Genomic DNA, 18,630 nt, shown 5'->3' with positions numbered 1-18,630 from the left:
TGAATGCGGACGGTTTTGAGGTGCGGCTACCCATACCATTCCACGCGGATGCGCCTGTCTTAGTGTAAAGGCGCGAAAGGAGAAGAACGCGGAGATTTGTCATCCCCGCGTTCCACAGATTAAAACTTACTTTGCAGCCATCGTCTTGCCTTCGGTGAAGGCAGCGCGCTGGGCCTCACGTTCAGCGTCCGGAGCCGGAACCAGACCGTATTCGGCGAGCGGGCCGTCAGGGCCGATCATCTGGTCGTTCAGGAAGAACTCGACATATTCCTTCAGACCCGGGATAACGCCGAGGTGAGCCTTCTTCACGTAGAAGAACAGCGGACGCGACACCGGATATTCACCCGAAGCGACGGTTTCAGCCGACGGCGTGATGTCGTTGACGGTGGCAACCTTCAGCTTGTCAGCGTTGTTTTCGAAGAAGTAGAGGCCGAAAATGCCAACGCCGGTCTTGTTGGAGTCGATGCGGGCCAGAGTTTCAGCATAGTCGCCATCGATATCGACAGCCTTGCCGTCCTTGCGCACTGCGATACAGGCGGAAGCGGCAGCCTTGTCGTCGAGACCGGCCTTCTTGATTTCATCCAGAGCGCCGGAGTGCTTGCAGCCGTCGGCGAGAACTTTTTCTTCGAACACTTCACGGGTGCCGTGCTTTTCGCCTGGAATATAGGCTGCAATGTCCCAGTCCGGAAGGTTCGGGTTGACCTGGTTCCACTTGGTGTTCGGATTGTCGACCAGCTTGCCGTCGACGACCAGCTTGGCTGCGAGAGCCTTGTAGACATCTTCCGGCTTCAGCTTCCAATCCGGACCCTTGGCGTCGGTCGCGAAGACGATGCCGTCATAGCCGAAGCGCACTTCCTGAACGTCCTTGACGCCAGCGTCGATGCAGGACTTAAGTTCCGAGTCCTTCATGGCGCGCGATGCATTGGCGATATCGATGGTGTTTTCGCCGACGCCCTTGCAGAATTCCTTGATGCCTGCGCCCGAACCGCCCGATTCAACGACTGGCGTCTTGAAGTTCGGGAAGGTTTCACCGAACGTCTCGGCAACGATTTTTGCATAAGGCAGAACGGTCGAGGAACCGGCAACCTGAATCTGATCGCGCGCCTGAGCGGCGGAAACCGACATAACGGCAGCGATGGCAAGCGCTGCGGTCGAGGAAATCATCTTGTTCATGAGCTGCGGCTCCTGTTGTAAAAGACATATGACGATGTGGCGTCGTTAGCCCTCTACGCGCTCTATATTACATTCATATGACACTATTGTTACAGGTTTGTATCAGAGCCGCTTGCCAGTGATTTTGTGGGGTTTTGCCGATCCCTGGACCGGCAGGGGATTCAGGTCCTGAAATGCGGCAAACGCGCAGCGAGAGCCTCTATGCCGGAAACATCGACATTGGCGAAGGCAAAGCGCAGAAAGGCCTCCTGCTCCTCACCGAAGAACCGGCCCGGCAAAGTGACGATGCCGAGCGACTTTGCAAGACGTTCGGCAACATCGACCGATGAGACATCCGGATAGGGATGGCGAACGAAAGCGAAATAGGCTCCAACCGCCTCCACATGCCAGCCTTCGAGATTAGCCATGACCGACCGCAATGTAGAGGCACGCCTTGCGATCTCGCCACGATTATCGTCACGCCAGCCGCTCAAAGGTTCGATAGCGCGGGCGACAGCGATCTGCGGCGCACGGCTTGCGCATATCTGCAGGTTGTCCATGACTTTTGCGACATTCTCGACCATCGCCTTGCCCGCAACAATCGCCCCAAGCCGGTGCCCCGGAATGCAGAATGATTTTGAAAAGCTGTAAAGCTGGATCAGATGCAACGGCCAGTCCGCCTCGTCAAAAAGCCGATGCGGAGGCTCATCACCATCGGTCAGAAAATCACGATAGGTCTCGTCCAGAATGAGCCATGTCCCATTGTCACGGCAGAGTACATAGATCTCTGCCAGAAGCCCGGCTGGATAAATTGCCCCGGTCGGATTGTTCGGAGAAACGAGGGCCAGCGCCGCGATGCCCGGACGGAGCGCAGCCCGGACATCTTCGACGCTTGGGATGAAACCATTTTGAGCATGACTGGACACTGAACCTGAAGCTATGCCGAGCATTTCCAACGATGAACGATGGTTGAAATAGAACGGATCGGTGGTCAGCACCGTATCGCCGCTTTGCGCCACACACATGATGGCAGCGATAAAGGCCTGATTGCAACCCGATGTGATGTGGACATCGGATGCGCCGATCTGTGCGTGATAGAGCTGGCCGACATGTGCTGCATAGGCTTCGCGCAGAATCCGTTCGCCTTCGATCGGACCGTAACCGGCGGAAGCAACCGATCCCGCCGCCTCGCCGAGAAAGCGCAGCATATCGGGATGCGGGGGATAGCCGGGGACTGCCTGCGACAGATCTATCAGTGCACCATGCGAACCGTCATAGCCCCGTGCCCAGGCCTGTACCGCTGGAATGGGTGGTACGGAAAGACGATTGATCAGCGGATTGACGACAGGCAAGGACATTGGCGGCTCCCATTTCAGAGCGGTTCCAGTTCAAACGGAATCGTGGAACTGCTCTATCTTTTTGTTTTTACGCATTATCCTACGCAAAACTACCTCGCACTTTGCTGAAAATGCTCCAGATAACCACTCCTATCGTGAACACTTGCACGGTTGAAGTTGTTAATCGCTTGGACGCGAAAGTACATAAGCAGCCGAACCGAGCATGAAGACGGTAACGGCTGCGGCCAGCAGCCAGCCGGGTTTCGCGCCCCACCAGAACAAGCCATAACCCACCGTCATGCCGATACAGGCATAAAGCTTCGCGCGCGGCGGGATGGCTCCACGCTCGCGCCATTTAATAACCAGCGGACCAAAACGCTGATCGGCAAGCAGACGTGCTTCAAACTTCGGCGATGATCGCGCAAAGAACCACGCCGCAAAAATGATGAAGATCGTGGTCGGCATGACCGGCAGGAAGGCACCAATAATGCCAAAGCCCAACATCAGGAAACCGAGACAAAGATAGAGTATCCGCTTACCCGTTGAAATTGCGGGTGAGGTGGTGTCGGTCCTGTCTTTTTCCGGGTGATCCTGCATGGCGTTCCGTCGTCTGATCCGCACGCTTATAGCAGGAATTTCGCGCTTTCGTGCAGGTTCACAGCAGTCAAAGAAACGTCATCGCACCGCCACTCAACCCCTGTGGATAACTTTTAAGGACCGGTAAGAATTTATGAAACACAGCCATAAATTGCAATCTGCCCCCAAAATGCCTTATTTCGTCAACTTTGGCACAACGCCCGAAAACTTGCCCTACAAATAGAAATCGCAATTCGGACGCATCAGACCGGCAACCGACCAAGCAGCTTTTCTTGCAATCAGCACGCGAAAACAAGGCATAGCAAAGGCTTGCCGCAGATTCCTAACGAATCGTAAACGAATTTACAGCAACCAATTCGAATCTTTCCTAATATTCCTTGGTTATGTTTATGTCTTTAAGTAAATAACACTCAGTATAGGATGATTTTCCCGACGCGATATAGATTCAGTTATCGTACAATGCTCTCATTAGAACCACGCCATCGCCACATTTAGATTCCAGTTCGCGATTGTCTTTCTCAGCAACAACTGTGGGACACCCCGTTAACAACTAGTGGATCTGGCATGACTTTCAAGACCCGTATGGCTATGCTTGCCGTTGCGGCAACCGGTCTTCTCGCGGCCACCGCAATCGAAGCTTCAGCACAGCAATGCGGCGGTGCCTCCTGGTACGCCCTCACTTCCCGCACGGCTTCGGGTGAACGTATGAACCCGTCCGGTCTGACCGCAGCGCACCGCACCCTGCCGCTTGGCAGCAAGGTCAAGGTCACCAATCAGAGAAACGGCAAGTCGCTCGTCGTGCGCATCAACGATCGCGGCCCGTTCATCAAAGGACGCGTCCTCGACCTGTCGAAGGGGGCTGCAGGCCGTCTCGGCTTCATCGGTGCAGGACACACCAAGGTCTGCTTTACACCTCTTTGATTTCAGCGAGGTTTCGCCCGACTGCTGGATATAGAGCATTTCCGATCTAAGTTTGATCGTTGGAGATGCTCCATCCAGTTGTTTTCGGCACGCCCTACTTGCGATCCAGCCGGTCGGTGAACCAGCGGGTCAGCTTGATCCAGACCTCGTCCTTTTCGGCGGCATCCTCGATCCCATGTTCAAGATTGGGATTGTCGTTGACCTCGATCACCACCACGCCATCATCCGTTTCCTTCAGATCGACGCCGTAAAGTCCGTCGCCGATGCAGCGCGCCGCGCGCAGCCCGGTTTCCAGAACCGATGGCGGCGCATCTCCCAGGGCGTAGGAACGAAACCCGCCTTCCAGCGGCTTGCCGCCCGTATCGTGCTTGACGATCTGCCAGTGGTTCTTCGCCATCATATACTGGCAGATGAAAAGCGGTTTGCCATCGAGAACGCCGACGCGCCAGTCGAACTTCGTCGGCATGTATTTCTGTGCCAGCAGCAGATCGCTATCCTCCAGCCACAACGTGGCAAGCGCTTTCAACTCGGCAAAATCCTTCACCTTCTTCACACCGCGCGAAAATGATGAATCCGGTATCTTGATGACCAACGGAAAGCCGAGCATATCGGCAGCCCGCTCCAGATCCTCCTCGCCCGCAATCATCACCGTTGGCGGAACCGCCACATCATTGGCCTGCATTAATTCGTGCAGATAAACCTTGTTGGTGCAGCGGATCATGGAAATCGGATCATCGATCACCGGCATGTTTTCCTGCTGCGCCCGCCGGGCGAAACGGTAGGTATGATTGGAGATCGACGTCGTCTCGCGGATGAACAGTGCATCATAATTGGCAAGCCGCGGCAGATCGCGCTTGCCGATCGGCTCCACTTCCACACCAAGCCGCGCCGCAATCCTCGCCCAATGCTTCAGCGTCGAGACGGTCGATGGTGGCATCGCTTCCTTCGGATCGCACAGCGTTGCGAAGGAATAGCGCGCAGGGACCTTTGGGCGCGCAGCGCGCCACTCGCGCTGTGTATAGCGGTCAAGCGCCTCTTCGAAGCGCTCCTTCTGAGCTTTGGAGAATTTCGTGATGTTTGCAAAGCCGATCTTCTGGATCCGAGCCCATTCGCCGGGCTTGACCGTGACTTCCAGCGACGGCGCGCGAAACCAGTCGAAGAGCAGCCGGCCAAAGCGCTCAAACTCGGGATTATCGGCAAGGCCGAAATGCACGTGAATCATTTCCGGCGCTTTTTCCGGATGCTTGCCGAGCGCCTTGTTCAGCATGTCTTCGAGTTCGGGAATAGCGTTTTCATAAAGCCGCCGTTCCGACAGATCGATCATGGTTTCCACGGAGGGAATGATGCGATGTCCCCGCGCTTCAGCCAGAAGCGAAGCATAATAGCCGCGGCTCTGATAAGCGTAGGAGCGTGACAGATTAATGATGCGCGGGCGCAGCTGTCCGTTGAAGAGCGCGGGGTGCGCAAGATAGTCGCGCGTGGTCATGACCTTATGTGGCGTCGCCCCATTATCGATATCCGAGAGGCGCCCTACCAGAATGACGCAGATCGTCATCAGTCCGTCCTTTTTTCCAGAATAACGGCTGCCCTGAGCCCATCACTGCCGAACCGTGCGATGCGGTCGAAAATATGGAAAGGAACAGGGACGTTTGCAGCATCGGCGATGGTTTCGCCGAGCTCTTCCTCCACCCAGGGGTCATGAATGAGAATGTGACGCCCGTCTTCACCATGGGCAAGCACCCAGTGCGGCACTTTCTTGCCGAACATGAGATAGCCGCTAATCAACACGATTACTGCCGCCCCGCGGCGCAGGGCGTCCAGAATGTCGTGCAGCGTGAAGCCGCGATAGTCCACCGGGATGGCATAGGCTTCCGTGCGCTGGCGAAAATCGGTCTGGGCCAGTTGCATGACTTTGCGTTTTTCTTCCGAACGCACCGACTGCAGGAAAAGCATGTCCTCGATGGATACGATGATCGACGCTTTCAGACCGCGCTCATGCGCAGCGACCGCAAGTCCGAAAGGTTCACAGCCGCCCGGCCCCGACATCATATAGATCGTCGTTGCATCGCGCCAAAGGCGGACTTCCAGCACTGGATCGAGCTGCGTTTCCCGATTGTGCCGGGCAAGTACCATCATCAGACAAGCCGCACCGCAGGTAAAATCGGTCGTCTGCTCGTAATAGGGAAAGGCTGTGACCGGCGAAATGTCACCGCGAACCGTCTTTTCGAAACGCAGCGCATCCGAATGGTCAGCATAGTAATCGAGATAGCGCCCGATGGGGCGGTAGCCATGCCGCTTGTAGAGCGCGATGGCGCGTTCATTATCCTCGCGCACTTCCAGCCGCAGCAACGGACGGTCGTGATCATAAGCTGCCGTTTCCGCCGCCTGCATCAGGAGAGAGCCGACACCCTTGATCGTTGCCTCCGGATCGACGGCAATCGAGTAAAGCCGTGCAAGCGCAGTGCCATGACGAAACAGGATCATCGCATAGCCGATGACCGTCCCGTCCATTGTTGCAACGATGGTTTCGGCGGTCGGTCGCGCGATGAGTGCGCGAAAAGAACGGCGGGAAATTCGGTCTGTCTCGAAACAGCGCTCTTCGATGCGCATGAGCGCATCTATATCGTCTGCCGTGGCCTTGCGCGTCGTTGCGCCTGTCATCATTTGGCCTTTGCAAAGAGATCATTACGATCCGGTCGAACACCAACAATTGGCTTATTCGAGGCAAAAGACAAGCGCCCGGACCGTGGCAAAATTATGAGTGATTTTCACCGCCAGATCCCGCTTTGAACGACCGATAAATTCAACCAATAATTGCAATCTTTAAGAATACCCTCATTAACCATTAATTAAGAAGTCAGGCAGTCTCGAGGCAAACTGAATTGACTCCGGAGTATTTCAGACATTAACGTTTCGTTAATAAATGAGTAAATGGCGAAAGCCAAAGGGCGTTGAGTATGTTTTGCGTTGTTCGCTCGACCACAAAGATTATGGCCGCCGCCGGTTTCGCGGCTTCGCTGCTGATGGCAAGCTTTGGTGCACAAGCCGCCTCCGGTGACTTCATGCAGACCGGCAAGCTGACCTCGCAGCCGATCGGACATTATGAGTTCTGCAAGCGCGAAGCCAAGGAATGCGGCATCAGCAGCCGTGACACCCGCGCGCTACAGCTCGACCATTCAAATTGGCAGCGCATCGTCGAGATCAACCTTGCGGTCAATGAAAGCATCAAGCCGATGACCGACATGGAAATCTACGGCGTTGAGGAATACTGGGCTTACCCGACGACCGTTGGCGACTGCGAAGATTACGTACTGCTGAAGCAGCGCGAATTGCAGAAGGCCGGCATCCCGATTACGGATCTTCTGATCACCGTCGTTCGCAAGCCGGACGGCGAAGGCCACGCAGTCCTCACCGTTCGCACGGATCGCGGCGACTTCGTTCTCGACAATCTGACCGACGAAGTCATGCGCTGGAACGAGACGGATTATACCTATCTGAAGCGTCAGGCCGCCAGTGATACTGGTCGCTGGGTCACGATCGAAGGCCCGGACAATCTTCTCGTCGGCTCAGTGCGCTGATATCGAAACGTCCCGATTGATTTTGAAGATGGTCCCGGAATGTGTTATTCATTCCGGGTCTAAAAAGGAGAGGTCGGTGCGGTTAGCCCGATCCCCGTTGCAAAGCGGGTCCTGGCCTTCGCGATTGCTTTCATTTCGGCAAATGCATCGAGTCCCTTGACCTTACACTCCAATGCAATGGGTGCATTGGAGAACAAAAGGTCTTGGTTATGAAACAGCAAATCTCCGTCATTACACTTGGTATCGCCGATCTTGAGCGCTCACGTCGTTTTTACGCCGAGGGCTTCGGCTGGGTGCCGGTTTTCGAGAATGAAGAAATCATCTTCTATCAGATGAACGGCTTCGTTCTCGGAACCTTTCTGAAAACCTCCCTGGAAGTCGACATGAACCGCGGCGGTCTTCTGCAGCCCGGTGCGTTTTCTCTTGCGCATAATGTGGAACTGAAAGCGGATGTTGCGCCACTGATGGACCGACTGGTTGAAGTTGGCGGCAAACTGTTGCGGTCTGCCGATGCACCGGTCCATGGCGGTTTTCGTGGCTATGTCGCAGATCCCGACAGTCACGCGTGGGAAATTGCCTGGAACCCGGCCTGGGCCATCGACGAGAATGGCTTGGTAACATTCGGGATATGAACCGATAAGGTGGCCACAGGGTGCATTTCGCGCCCTGTGGCTTCTAAAGATGCGACTATTGGGGATCGCATGACAAAAATCTATTTCATTTCGCATCCGGAAGTCGTGATCGATCCGGTAAAGCCTGTCCCGTCATGGAACCTGTCGGAGCGTGGCATTGAACGCATGCGTTTCTTTGCCAGCCAGCCAGAGCTGCAATCGATCACCTCGATCTGGTCCAGCACCGAAACAAAGGCGATTGAAGCGGCTGAAATTCTGGCTGGCGCTTTGGGACCGAGCCCATCAACGGACCACCGCTTTAGCGAGATCGACCGAAGCGCCACCGGCTTCCTGCCCGCCGAACAACACGAGATTGTCGCCGACCAATTCTTTTCAGCACCTGAAACCAGCATTCGTGGTTGGGAGCGGGCCATCGATGTGCAAAGGCGCACCGTAGAAGGCTTCGAAGCAGTGAAACGACCGACAGCCTCCGGGAATATCGCTATTGTCGGCCACGGCGGTGCCGGTACGCTGCTTTTCTGCTTTCTGGCCGGACTTCCGATCAGCCGCCAGTATGACCAGCCCTTTCAGGGGCATTACTGGTGCTACTCATGCGAAGACAATGCCGTGCTCCATCACTGGGTGCCGATAGCGCCGCGCTGACTGCTCTGGTTCCAGTTCAGGCTACCGAAACCAGCCTCTCTGCACCCATACGATAGGATATGGCACTGGCCAGATGGATGCGGCCGACTTGGTCGCTCCCCTCCAGATCGGCCAGCGTCCGGGCGACCTTCAAAATGCGATGATAGGCGCGGGCGGAAAACCGCATCTGCTCGCTCGCGTCGCGCAAAAGCTTGAGACCGGCTGCATCCGGTTCCGCCACCTCCTCTATCAGCTTGGCTGAACAATAGGCATTGGTCATGGACGGTTCCAGACCGCGCGCGGCATAACGCGCGGTTTGTATTGCGCGGGCACGGGCAACGCGTTGCGCGACCGTCGCGCTCGATTCCGATCGCGACGGCTTGATGAGATCGAAGGCAGAAACAGCAGGCATGTCCACCCGCAAATCTATACGGTCGAGAAGCGGGCCTGAAATGCGCGCCTGATAGTCGGCCTGACAACGCGGCCCGCGTGCACAGACATGGCCGGGTTCGCCCGCCATTCCACAACGGCAGGGGTTCATGGCCGCGATCAGTTGAAAGCGCGCGGGATAGGTGGTTCGATGATTGACACGCGCGATGAGGCATTCGCCGGTTTCAAGCGGCTGGCGCAGCGAATCCAGCACCTGCGGCGAAAATTCCGGAAACTCGTCCAGAAACAGCACGCCGTTATGCGCAAGCGATACTTCGCCGGGCCGCGCACGCAGCCCGCCACCAACCATTGCCGCCATCGAGGCCGAATGATGCGGCGCCCGGAACGGACGGCGATCCGACAGTTTTCCACCCGAAAGTTCGCCTGCAATCGAGGCGATCATCGATACGTCCAACAATTCGCGCGGAGAAAGGCGGGGCAGAATGGATGGCAATCGCTGGGCGAGCATGGACTTGCCTGATCCCGGCGGTCCGACAAGCAGCAGATTGTGATTGCCCGCAGCCGCGATTTCAAGCGCACGCTTGGCGGTTTCCTGTCCCTTTATGTCGGCAAGATCGAGTTCCGTTTCACCGGAAATCCGCATGGATGGTTCCGGCCGGGTCAGGACCTGCGTGCCACGAAAATGATTGGCAAGGGCGATCAGGCTGCGCGGAGCCAATATGTCGATACCAGCGCCCGCCCAGGCTGCCTCCGGCCCGCAGGCATAAGGGCAGATGAGCCCTTTCTCATCCCGGTTCGCGCCGATTGCAGCAGGCAGAACACCTGCCACTGATGTTATCGAACCGTCGAGCGACAGCTCACCCAGAACGAGATAGGACTGGATTGCATCCGCCGGAATGGCGCCGATTGCCGCCATGAGCCCGACAGCAATGGGCAAATCGTAATGCGACCCTTCCTTCGGCAGATCGGCAGGTGCCAGATTGACCGTCACCCGCTTTGTCGGCATGGACAGGCCAGACGCATGCAATGCCGCTTGCACACGCTCACGGCTCTCCGCCACCGCCTTGTCTGGCAGTCCGACGATGGACATGCCCATCTTGCCTGGCGCAACCATTACCTGCACGTCGACAGGCACGGCCTCTATGCCCTGAAAATCAACCGTTCCAACCCGCGCGACCATGTGCCCCCGCTCGCCACGCACTACATCTCTTAAGTGAGTAAATACTCAAATACAACTTAAAGAGTTAAGCACGGACGAGCGGCAAGTTCAAGAACGTTAAGAGAACAAATTAACGCTTGGCTTCAACCGCATCCCAGAACAGGGCTGCAATATTGGTTCCGTCAAAACGCTGGATTTCGCGGATACCGGTCGGAGAGGTGACATTGATTTCGGTCATATAGTCGCCGATCACATCGATGCCGACCAGAATGAAACCACGCTCTTTCAGTGATGGGCCGATGCGCTCGCAAATCTCGCGTTCACGCGGCGTGAGCTTGCTCTGTTCGGCACGCCCGCCGACATGCATGTTGGAACGGGCATCGGTTTCCGAAGGCACGCGGTTGATTGCGCCGACAGGTTCGCCATCGATCAGGATGATGCGTTTGTCACCGGCGCGCACGTCTTTCAGATAGCGCTGCGCAATGAAGGGCTCCTTGAAGAGCTGACCGAACATTTCCAGAAGCGAAGTGAGGTTACGGTCACCATCGGCCAGATGGAAGACGCCCGCACCGCCATTACCGTAAAGCGGCTTCAAAATGATGTCGCCGAACTCGCGACGGAAATCCATGACTTCCTGCGGATCCTTGGTGATGAGCGTTTCCGGCATCAGGTCAGGAAACTCTGTCACGAAGATTTTTTCCGGACTGTTGCGCACCCATGCCGGATCGTTGACCACCAGTGTTTTCGGGTGAATCCGCTCCAGAAGATGGGTGGTGGTAATGTAGTTCATGTCGAACGGCGGATCCTGACGCAGAAGCACCACATCCATTTCCGACAGGTCCCTGCGGACCGGCTCGCCCAGCGTATAGTGATCGCCCTTGATGTCGCGCACTTCCATCTTTTCGAGGCGAGCGGAAACGACGCCATCGCGCATTGAAAGCCGGTCGGGCGTATAATGATAGAGCTCATGACCGCGTTTCTGCGCCTCGAGCGAAAGGGCGAATGTGGTATCGCCGGTAATGTTCACCGTGCTGATATGGTCCATCTGGACCGCGACTTTGAGAGCCATGATTTCCTCGCGATTCGAAGTTGCGGGAAATCTAAAACGGAATGATCAGGCAACATAGTCCTTTCTCTCAATCCGCCTTGGACATCGACTTTGCTTTTCCAATATGTGAAGTTCAACTGGATCGGCTTTCATCGGTTGTCTATGCTGGCTGTAATCGGTTCGGCCGTTTCGGGAGGAAAAATTGACCGTCGTTAAAACTACCCTGTTTGCTGATCATGTAGCGCAACTCGGCGAAGGCCCCGGCTATGATCCTCTGAGCGGAAACGTCTGGTGGTTCGATATCCTCGGCCAGAAACTGATCGAGAAAAACTGGGACAGCGGCGAAATCCACGTCCATGCACTCGGCATGAAAGCCAGCGCCCTTGCTGTCATCGATCGCGACCGGCAGTTGATCGTCAGCGAGCATGGGCTGTTCATTCGCGAGCGCTCCAATGGGCGATTGACCCTTCATCATCCGCTTGAAGCCGATAATGAAATCACCCGTTCCAACGATGCGCGCGTACATCCATCAGGATCGTTCTGGATCGGGACAATGGGCAAAAAGGCCGAGGCCGATGCGGGTTCGGTATGGTGGTACCGCGAGGGCCAGATAAAAAAGCTTTTCTCGGGCATTACGATCACCAATTCGATCTGCTTTTCTCCCGACGGAAAGATCGCCTATTTCGCCGATACGGATCGCAATATCATCTGGCGGGTCGACACGGATCCCGAAACCGGATTGCCGATATCTGACAAAAGCGTCTTCCATCACCGGGCCGAAGAAGGCGGCGTCGACGGATCAGTTGTCGATGGAGAAGGCACGCTGTGGAATGCCTGCTGGGGCGGCAGTTCGCTCAATGCCTATTCACCGCAAGGCCGCCTGATCCGTTCGGTTCCGCTGCCGGTCCGGCAGCCCTCCTGCCCGGCTTTCGTTGGACCTGATGCAACGGTTATGATCGTGACGAGCGCCAATGAAGGCCTCGACGAAGAGGCGCGCCGATCCGATCCCCATGCCGGAAAGGTTCTGCTGCTCGACCTGACGCTTGCCGGGCGGCACGATCCGCCGGTCCGGCTATAGAACACGCGTAAAAAAGGGCCCCTGCGGGCCCTTTGATTTCAAACACCTTCGACAATCATGATCTCACCATCCGCGACCGTCTGGCGGATCGCCTTCGCCGCCTGATATTCCGGCGAATTGTAGCAATCGAGCGCGTGTTGCATGGTCTCGAATTCGATGATCACATTGCGGGCACGGCCCTGCCCCTCAACCGCTTCAGCCTTGCCACCGCGTGCGATGAAATTTGCACCGTAACGCTCAAATGCCGGTTTCGCGGTCGAAACATAGTCCTTGTATCGCTCGGGATCACGGACATCCACACGGGCAATCCAGTAGGCTTTCGTCATGCTGTCTCCTCCAGTAACTCTTTCACGCAACCGAGCGCATTTCTTCAAGAATGGCAAGAGCCGCGGCTTTGCGATCATTGGCGCTGATAATAGGACGGGCAACGACCAGATGGCTGGCTCCGGCTTTCAACGCATCGGCAGGGGTCATGACCCGCTTCTGGTCGCCTTTTTCTGAACCTGCAGGGCGAATGCCTGGTGTGACGATGGCCATATCCGGCCCCACCGCCTGACGGATGGCCGCCGCTTCGACGGCAGAAGCAACGATGCCGCCCATACCCGCCTCACGCGCCTGACGCGCCCTTTTCAACACCAGAGTTTCCGCATCATCAGAATAACCGGCTTCCTGCAGGTCGGCATTGTCCATCGAGGTCAGAACCGTCACGCCCAGAAGGCAGAGGTCCGATCCCTTTGCTGCTTCGACCGCTGCCCGCATCGCTTTCGGATAAGCATGCAGGGTGAGCATGGAAACACCCATCTTAGCGACATTCTCAACGCCCTTTGCGATGGTGTTGTCGATGTCGAGCAGCTTCATGTCGAGGAAGACTTTCTTCTTCGCCGCGACAAGGCTTTTTGCAAAGTCGAGACCGCCCGCAAAAACCAGCTGATAACCGATCTTGTAGAAGGAAACGGCATCGCCCAGCTCTTCGACGGTCTTCTCAGCCTCGGCAATGGTCGGCACGTCGAGGCCCACGATCAAGTGATCGCGCAAGTGTGTCGTCATCATCAGAGTCTCCGTGGTGATTTTTACTCTCTTCGCACAACAATGCCCGATACGAAAGATGACGGTGTGGCAAATCCGAAATTCGTATCACTTTGGAGCGTATCGCAAACGAAATGGAATCAGCTTTTTGCTTCTTCCACCCGCTCGATAAGACTGCGGCAGACGGCAGAGAGCATTCGGGCACTGCGCTCTTCTTTCAGCGTTCCATCCTCGTTGAACGCCACTGATGCATGCCCCACCGAGCATTGCTCGGTGACGATCTGCACGCCGACATTCATCAAAACCGCACGCAAATGATAAAGTCCACGCATCCCGGCGAACATGCCGTCAGAGCTGGAACACAGGCCGACCGTCAGACCGGCATAGGGCTTGAATGGCCTGTCCCCGTCCCGGGAAATGCGGCTCACCCAATCGATGGTGTTTTTGAGAAGCGGCGGGATCGAGGCGTTATATTCTGGAGAACAGATCATCAGCCCGTCCTGTTCCGCGAACAGGCGTCCGAGGCGCATGGCGTTGTCGGGAACGCCATGCTCTTTCTCCAGATTCTGGTCCATGATCGGCAACGGATAATCGGCAAGTGTGATGCGCGTCACCTGCGCACCCTGCACCTGCAGCTCCTTTTCAGCAGCATCCGCCATATGGCCGGAAAAAGCGCCGATGCGAACGGAACCCGCGAAGACGAGAATACGTGCAGTCATACCGGAACTCCGCAAAGAAAAATCTAGACCATTGGACTGCGATAAACCCAAAGCTGCGCCGGAGGCACGTTTCGCACCACGAAATCATAGTGCTGGACAATATAATTGCCGCGCCCAGATGGAACCGGCGGCAAGGGACCATAGGTGATCTGCATCAGCGGACGTCCGCGCGGAATGCGTGAAAGCAGGCTTTCCACCAGTTGAATGCGCTGATCCATCGCAAAATTGAGCATCGGTACGGCAGAGATGATGCAGTCGAATTTCTGGTCCTTCTTCTCGCCCAGCGCAGTGTCGAGATCGAATGCATCACCCTGAATGATATTGACCTCCGGAAAGGCCGTATTCAGGTGATCCACGAAGTCCTGCGAATATTCGATAGAGTAAAGGTCGGCCGGTTTGACGCCCTGTTTCAGGATCGCCTTGGTGATAACACCTGTGCCGGGCCCAAGCTCCAGGACCGGAAGACCGGAGCCGGTGTCGATGACGCTTGCCATTCGGCGCGCGGTAATGGAGCTCGTCGGCAAAATAGCGCCGACCGCTTTCGGCCCGTCTATCCATCCCTTGAAAAAACGGATCTCCTCATCGAACTTAGCGGCCAGTTTCCTGCCGAGCTGTCCTGCCATGCTTGCTGCTCCCATTGTCGTTATTGGACAAGTTTATGCCGCTTTGAATTCCCTAAGCAAGGCGGGAATAAGGAAAAGAACAAAAAAGGGAGCCGAAAGGCTCCCTTTATTACTCTCCGATACCTTCGAAGAACTCTTTCATCCTTGAGAAGAACCCCGCTGATTTCGGGCTGTTCTCTTGCGAGGAAAGTTTTTCGAACTCTTCCAGCAATTCACGCTGGCGCTTTGACAGGTTCTGCGGCGTTTCAATGTCGATCTGTATATAGAGATCGCCGACAGCCGCCTGTCGCAAAACCGGCATGCCCTTGCCCTTGAGGCGGAACTGCTTGGCGTTCTGTGTGCCGTCCGGAACTTTGACCCGCGTCTGTGTGCCATCGAGTGTCGAAACTTCGAACTGGCCTCCGAGGGCCGCCGTCGTCATCGAGATCGGCACCTTGCAGTAAAGGTCGGAGCCGTCGCGCTGGAAAAACTCGTGCGGCTTGACCGAAAGAAAAATATAAAGATCGCCCGACGGGCCGCCGCGCATACCGGCTTCGCCTTCGCCGGAGAGGCGGATACGGGTGCCATCCTCGATGCCCGCCGGAATATTGACCGACAGCGAACGCTCCTGCGTGACGCGGCCCTGACCATGGCACTTGCCGCAAGGGTCCTTGATCATCTGTCCGCGACCGTTACAGGTCGGGCAGGTGCGCTCCACCGAGAAAAATCCCTGGGCAGCGCGAACCCGGCCCGAACCCGAACACATGGTACATGTGGTCGGCTGGGAGCCGGCCTTTGCACCGGAACCGGAGCACTCGTCGCAGGTTATGGAAGTCGGAACGCGGATTTGCGCGGTCTTGCCCGCATAGGCTTCTTCCAGCGTCACTTCCATATTGTAGCGAAGATCGGCGCCGCGTTCGCGTCCGCCATTGGAGCGACGGCGACCGCCACCCATCATCTCGCCAAAAATGTCTTCGAAGATATCGGCAAAGCCGCCAGCACCACCAAAACCGTTGCCGAAACCGCCGCCCATACCGCCATTTTCAAAGGCTGCATGGCCGAACCGGTCGTAAGCGGCACGCTTCTGCGGATCCTTCAGCGTTTCGTAAGCCTCGCCGATTTCCTTGAACTTGCGTTCAGCTTCCGGATTATCCGGATTGCGATCCGGATGGTATTCCATGGCGAGTTTGCGAAAGGCTGTCTTCAGCGTCTTGTCGTCTGCTGTTCTTTCAACACCCAGAGCTTCGTAGTAGTCGATCTTCATCAGTTCGTTATCCCGGCGACAGGAACGCGCCTTTTGCTTTCACGGACATCGTATCCCGAAACCGGTCCCCAGATTCGTGCGACACGCCCCGAAGCGTTCAACACTTGTCAGGGGCCAGCGTTTCCAATTGTTCATTTATCGAAGCACCATCCGACCTAACGCGTCGAAGCGGCGCTCCGGGCTTCCGCATCAATACCACTTTGCCCGAAACCGTCTCATGCTAATCAAGATGTATGCAGGCCAGAGCCACTTTTCAAACAGAGGCTGATTTTCCCGACACTTTCATCGGTATTTTCACCGACACCGGCCAGCATGCAGGCTTATACAAAACCTGCGAATATGACATCTCAATAATTGGCAAAAGCCCGGGGCAGAGCCCCGGGCTTGAGCGTATTGAGCCTAGAATTACGACTTCTTCTTGTCGTCGTCGATTTCTTCGTAATCGGCGTCGACAACATCGTCGTTCGAAGCGGCTTCTTCGCTACCGCCAGCGGCGCCGGTTTCAGCAGCCTGAGCGGCTTCATACATGGCCTGCCCGAGTTTCATCGAAGCCTCAGCCAGCGTCTGCGTCTTGGCCTTGATGTCCTCGGCATCGTCGCCTTCAAGCGAGGTCTTGAGGCTTGCGAGAGCATCCTCAATGGCCTTCTTGTCGTCAGCCGAAACCTTGTCGCCATATTCGCTCAGCGACTTTTCGGTCGAATGAACGAGGCTTTCACCCTGGTTCTTGGCTTCAACGGCATCACGACGCTTCTTGTCCGCCTCGGCATTCGCCTCGGCGTCCTTGACCATCTTTTCGATGTCAGCATCCGAAAGACCACCCGATGCCTGAATGCGGATCTGGTGTTCCTTGCCGGTGCCCTTGTCCTTGGCCGTCACGTTGACGATACCATTGGCGTCGATGTCGAAGGTCACTTCGATCTGTGGCACGCCGCGCGGTGCGGGCGGAATGCCGACGAGGTCGAACTGGCCGAGCATCTTGTTGTCGGCCGCCATTTCACGCTCGCCCTGGAAGACGCGGATCGTCACGGCCGACTGGTTGTCCTCGGCGGTGGAGAAGGTCTGCGACTTCTTGGTCGGGATCGTGGTGTTGCGTTCGATCAGACGGGTGAACACGCCGCCCAGCGTTTCGATACCCAGCGAAAGCGGGGTCACGTCGAGCAGCAGAACGTCCTTGACGTCGCCCTGCAGAACACCGGCCTGAATGGCCGCGCCCATGGCAACGACTTCATCAGGATTGACGCCCTTGTGCGGTTCCTTGCCGAAGAAGGCCTTCACGACTTCCTGAATCTTCGGCATACGGGTCATGCCGCCAACCAGAATCACTTCATCGATTTCACCAGCCTTGAGACCGGCATCCTTCAGTGCTGCCTTGCAAGGCTCGATCGTGCGCTGGACGAGATCGTCGACCAGGCTTTCGAACTTGGCGCGCGACAGCTTGATGGCAAGGTGCTTCGGACCAGTCTGGTCAGCCGTGATGAACGGCAGGTTGACTTCGGTCTGCTGCGAGGACGACAGTTCGATCTTGGCCTTTTCGGCAGCTTCCTTGAGGCGCTGCAGAGCGAGCTTGTCGTTCTTGAGATCGATGCCGCTTTCTTTCTTGAACTCGGAAACCAGGTATTCGACCAGACGCATGTCAAAGTCTTCACCGCCGAGGAAGGTGTCGCCGTTGGTCGACTTCACTTCGAAGACGCCGTCGCCGATTTCGAGCACCGACACGTCGAAGGTACCGCCGCCAAGGTCATAAACAGCGATGGTCTTGCCTTCGTTCTTGTCGAGACCGTAAGCGAGTGCAGCAGCAGTCGGCTCGTTGATGATACGCAGCACTTCAAGACCGGCGATCTTGCCTGCATCCTTGGTTGCCTGGCGCTGAGCGTCGTTGAAGTAGGCCGGAACGGTGATAACCGCCTGCGTAACCGTTTCGCCGAGATAGGACTCAGCAGTTTCCTTCATCTTCTGAAGAATCATCGCAGAGACCTGCGACGGGGAATATTTCTTGCCGTGGACTTCGACCCATGCGTCGCCGTTGTCGCCCTTGACGATCTGATACGGGACCAGGTCCTTGTCCTTGGTAACCATCGGATCGTCGAAACGGCGCCCGATCAGGCGTTTGACCGCAAAAATGGTACCTTCCGGATTGGTGACGGCCTGACGCTTTGCAGGCTGACCGATGAGACGTTCGTCGCTATCGGAGAACGCAACGATCGAAGGGGTTGTACGCGCACCTTCGGCATTTTCGATGACCTTCGCGCTTTTGCCGTCCATGACGGATACGCAGGAGTTGGTCGTTCCCAGATCGATACCAATAACTTTAGCCATATTTCTCTCCATTCAGCAAACCGCCAAGACCTCTACCGAGCGTTCCATGGGCGGTTCCTATCGGTTTCACAATGCTCTTTTCACGACATTTATCCGGACACCGAGCCGGTTTCCAGACGAACATCAATGCCCTGTGCGAGGCGTATATAAGAAACGCGGTTTTTCACTGCAAGTCACAACAGTCAAGCTG

The 18,630-nt window shown here is 56.3% G+C and carries 18 protein-coding genes; 5 read left to right on the top strand and 13 right to left on the bottom strand.

All coding sequences use genetic code 11. The features are described from left to right. Window positions 1–126 precede the first annotated feature (126 nt). The 3 genes from CQZ93_RS13830 to CQZ93_RS13820 all read right to left on the bottom strand — a co-directional run bounded on the left by CQZ93_RS13830 (window position 127) and on the right by CQZ93_RS13820 (window position 3,086). Entirely contained in the window at window positions 127–1,173 is a 1,047-nt protein-coding gene (locus tag CQZ93_RS13830) for a PstS family phosphate ABC transporter substrate-binding protein (protein WP_105543053.1), read from the bottom strand. 161 nt (window positions 1,174–1,334) lie between these two features. After that, complete coding sequence (locus CQZ93_RS13825; protein WP_181153383.1) at window positions 1,335–2,504, bottom strand: aminotransferase; 1,170 nt, start codon at window positions 2,502–2,504, stop codon at window positions 1,335–1,337. Window positions 2,505–2,669: 165 nt separating this feature from the next. Further along, the gene (locus CQZ93_RS13820) at window positions 2,670–3,086 is read right to left on the bottom strand and encodes a YbaN family protein (RefSeq protein ID WP_105543051.1); all 417 of its coding nucleotides are present in this window, start codon (window positions 3,084–3,086) and stop codon (window positions 2,670–2,672) included. Window positions 3,087–3,650: 564 nt separating this feature from the next. Between CQZ93_RS13820 and CQZ93_RS13810 the strand changes: the two genes are divergently transcribed. Next, window positions 3,651–4,007 carry a septal ring lytic transglycosylase RlpA family protein gene (locus CQZ93_RS13810; protein ID WP_006468123.1) on the top strand — a complete coding sequence of 119 codons (357 nt, stop codon included), beginning with the start codon at window positions 3,651–3,653 and terminating at the stop codon, window positions 4,005–4,007. A gap of 94 nt (window positions 4,008–4,101) precedes the next feature. Here the strand turns inward: CQZ93_RS13810 and CQZ93_RS13805 are convergent, their stop codons facing one another. Further along, the gene (locus tag CQZ93_RS13805; RefSeq protein ID WP_105543050.1) at window positions 4,102–5,562 is read right to left on the bottom strand and encodes a RimK family ATP-grasp domain-containing protein; all 1,461 of its coding nucleotides are present in this window, start codon (window positions 5,560–5,562) and stop codon (window positions 4,102–4,104) included. Then, window positions 5,562–6,668, bottom strand: coding sequence for a peptidase C39 family protein (locus CQZ93_RS13800; protein ID WP_105543320.1), 1,107 nt, complete (start codon window positions 6,666–6,668; stop codon window positions 5,562–5,564). The genes CQZ93_RS13805 and CQZ93_RS13800 overlap by 1 nt, the downstream gene beginning before the upstream one ends. Window positions 6,669–6,964: 296 nt before the next feature. Between CQZ93_RS13800 and CQZ93_RS13795 the strand changes: the two genes are divergently transcribed. The 3 genes from CQZ93_RS13795 (at window position 6,965) to CQZ93_RS13785 (ending at window position 8,859) form a co-directional block, all read left to right on the top strand. Continuing rightward, a complete protein-coding gene (locus tag CQZ93_RS13795) occupies window positions 6,965–7,585 on the top strand; it encodes a transglutaminase-like cysteine peptidase (RefSeq protein WP_105543049.1) in 621 nt (206 codons plus the stop codon). Between the two features lie 209 nt (window positions 7,586–7,794). Then, complete coding sequence (locus CQZ93_RS13790; RefSeq protein WP_105543048.1) at window positions 7,795–8,217, top strand: VOC family protein; 423 nt, start codon at window positions 7,795–7,797, stop codon at window positions 8,215–8,217. A 69-nt stretch (window positions 8,218–8,286) separates the two neighbouring features. Continuing rightward, entirely contained in the window at window positions 8,287–8,859 is a 573-nt protein-coding gene (locus tag CQZ93_RS13785) for a histidine phosphatase family protein (RefSeq protein ID WP_105543047.1), read from the top strand. Window positions 8,860–8,875: 16 nt separating this feature from the next. Here CQZ93_RS13785 and CQZ93_RS13780 read toward each other — a convergent pair whose 3' ends face one another. Together CQZ93_RS13780 and gshB are read right to left on the bottom strand one after the other, a co-directional pair. Then, complete coding sequence (locus CQZ93_RS13780; RefSeq protein ID WP_105543046.1) at window positions 8,876–10,408, bottom strand: YifB family Mg chelatase-like AAA ATPase; 1,533 nt, start codon at window positions 10,406–10,408, stop codon at window positions 8,876–8,878. 109 nt (window positions 10,409–10,517) lie between these two features. Next, entirely contained in the window at window positions 10,518–11,456 is a 939-nt protein-coding gene (gene gshB, locus CQZ93_RS13775) for a glutathione synthase (protein ID WP_105543045.1), read from the bottom strand. Between the two features lie 181 nt (window positions 11,457–11,637). Between gshB and CQZ93_RS13770 the strand changes: the two genes are divergently transcribed. Next, entirely contained in the window at window positions 11,638–12,513 is an 876-nt protein-coding gene (locus tag CQZ93_RS13770) for an SMP-30/gluconolactonase/LRE family protein (protein WP_105543044.1), read from the top strand. A gap of 38 nt (window positions 12,514–12,551) precedes the next feature. Here CQZ93_RS13770 and CQZ93_RS13765 read toward each other — a convergent pair whose 3' ends face one another. From CQZ93_RS13765 to dnaK, 6 genes are all read right to left on the bottom strand, one after another. Next, a complete protein-coding gene (locus tag CQZ93_RS13765) occupies window positions 12,552–12,839 on the bottom strand; it encodes a DUF1330 domain-containing protein (RefSeq protein WP_105543043.1) in 288 nt (95 codons plus the stop codon). Between the two features lie 22 nt (window positions 12,840–12,861). Then, on the bottom strand, window positions 12,862–13,560 hold the full coding sequence (gene pyrF, locus CQZ93_RS13760; protein WP_422616096.1) for an orotidine-5'-phosphate decarboxylase: 699 nt from the start codon (window positions 13,558–13,560) through the stop codon (window positions 12,862–12,864). Between the two features lie 119 nt (window positions 13,561–13,679). After that, window positions 13,680–14,258 carry an NADPH-dependent FMN reductase gene (locus tag CQZ93_RS13755; RefSeq protein ID WP_105543041.1) on the bottom strand — a complete coding sequence of 193 codons (579 nt, stop codon included), beginning with the start codon at window positions 14,256–14,258 and terminating at the stop codon, window positions 13,680–13,682. 23 nt (window positions 14,259–14,281) lie between these two features. Beyond that, window positions 14,282–14,881: a phospholipid N-methyltransferase PmtA gene (gene pmtA, locus CQZ93_RS13750; RefSeq protein WP_105543040.1), complete on the bottom strand. Its 600-nt coding sequence runs from the start codon at window positions 14,879–14,881 to the stop codon at window positions 14,282–14,284. A gap of 109 nt (window positions 14,882–14,990) precedes the next feature. Next, window positions 14,991–16,124, bottom strand: a complete 1,134-nt coding sequence (gene dnaJ / locus CQZ93_RS13745) for a molecular chaperone DnaJ (protein WP_181153353.1) — start codon at window positions 16,122–16,124, stop codon at window positions 14,991–14,993. Window positions 16,125–16,529: 405 nt separating this feature from the next. Then, the gene (gene dnaK / locus CQZ93_RS13740; RefSeq protein WP_105543038.1) at window positions 16,530–18,440 is read right to left on the bottom strand and encodes a molecular chaperone DnaK; all 1,911 of its coding nucleotides are present in this window, start codon (window positions 18,438–18,440) and stop codon (window positions 16,530–16,532) included. Window positions 18,441–18,630: the final 190 nt, after the last annotated feature.

Origin of the sequence: Ochrobactrum vermis (genome assembly GCF_002975205.1) — a bacterium.
GTDB lineage: Bacteria > Pseudomonadota > Alphaproteobacteria > Rhizobiales > Rhizobiaceae > Brucella > Brucella vermis.
Note: the sequence above shows the minus strand (reverse complement) of the source record. Positions and strands in the feature narration are given on the sequence as shown.

Bases quoted from the DNA above. Each gene is read 5' to 3' on its own strand.
- CQZ93_RS13755 (WP_105543041.1), bottom strand. From the start codon at position 14,258: ATGACTGCACGTATTCTCGTCTTCGCGGGTTCCGTTCGCATCGGCGCT.
- CQZ93_RS13810 (WP_006468123.1), top strand. From the start codon at position 3,651: ATGACTTTCAAGACCCGTATGGCTATGCTTGCCGTTGCGGCAACCGGT.
- CQZ93_RS13785 (WP_105543047.1), top strand. From the start codon at position 8,287: ATGACAAAAATCTATTTCATTTCGCATCCGGAAGTCGTGATCGATCCG.
- dnaJ (WP_181153353.1), bottom strand. From the start codon at position 16,124: ATGAAGATCGACTACTACGAAGCTCTGGGTGTTGAAAGAACAGCAGAC.
- CQZ93_RS13790 (WP_105543048.1), top strand. From the start codon at position 7,795: ATGAAACAGCAAATCTCCGTCATTACACTTGGTATCGCCGATCTTGAG.
- dnaK (WP_105543038.1), bottom strand. From the start codon at position 18,440: ATGGCTAAAGTTATTGGTATCGATCTGGGAACGACCAACTCCTGCGTA.
- CQZ93_RS13765 (WP_105543043.1), bottom strand. From the start codon at position 12,839: ATGACGAAAGCCTACTGGATTGCCCGTGTGGATGTCCGTGATCCCGAG.
- CQZ93_RS13820 (WP_105543051.1), bottom strand. From the start codon at position 3,086: ATGCAGGATCACCCGGAAAAAGACAGGACCGACACCACCTCACCCGCA.
- CQZ93_RS13830 (WP_105543053.1), bottom strand. From the start codon at position 1,173: ATGAACAAGATGATTTCCTCGACCGCAGCGCTTGCCATCGCTGCCGTT.
- CQZ93_RS13795 (WP_105543049.1), top strand. From the start codon at position 6,965: ATGTTTTGCGTTGTTCGCTCGACCACAAAGATTATGGCCGCCGCCGGT.
- CQZ93_RS13800 (WP_105543320.1), bottom strand. From the start codon at position 6,668: ATGACAGGCGCAACGACGCGCAAGGCCACGGCAGACGATATAGATGCG.
- pmtA (WP_105543040.1), bottom strand. From the start codon at position 14,881: ATGGCAGGACAGCTCGGCAGGAAACTGGCCGCTAAGTTCGATGAGGAG.
- CQZ93_RS13780 (WP_105543046.1), bottom strand. From the start codon at position 10,408: ATGGTCGCGCGGGTTGGAACGGTTGATTTTCAGGGCATAGAGGCCGTG.
- CQZ93_RS13805 (WP_105543050.1), bottom strand. From the start codon at position 5,562: ATGACGATCTGCGTCATTCTGGTAGGGCGCCTCTCGGATATCGATAAT.
- gshB (WP_105543045.1), bottom strand. From the start codon at position 11,456: ATGGCTCTCAAAGTCGCGGTCCAGATGGACCATATCAGCACGGTGAAC.
- pyrF (WP_422616096.1), bottom strand. From the start codon at position 13,560: ATGACGACACACTTGCGCGATCACTTGATCGTGGGCCTCGACGTGCCG.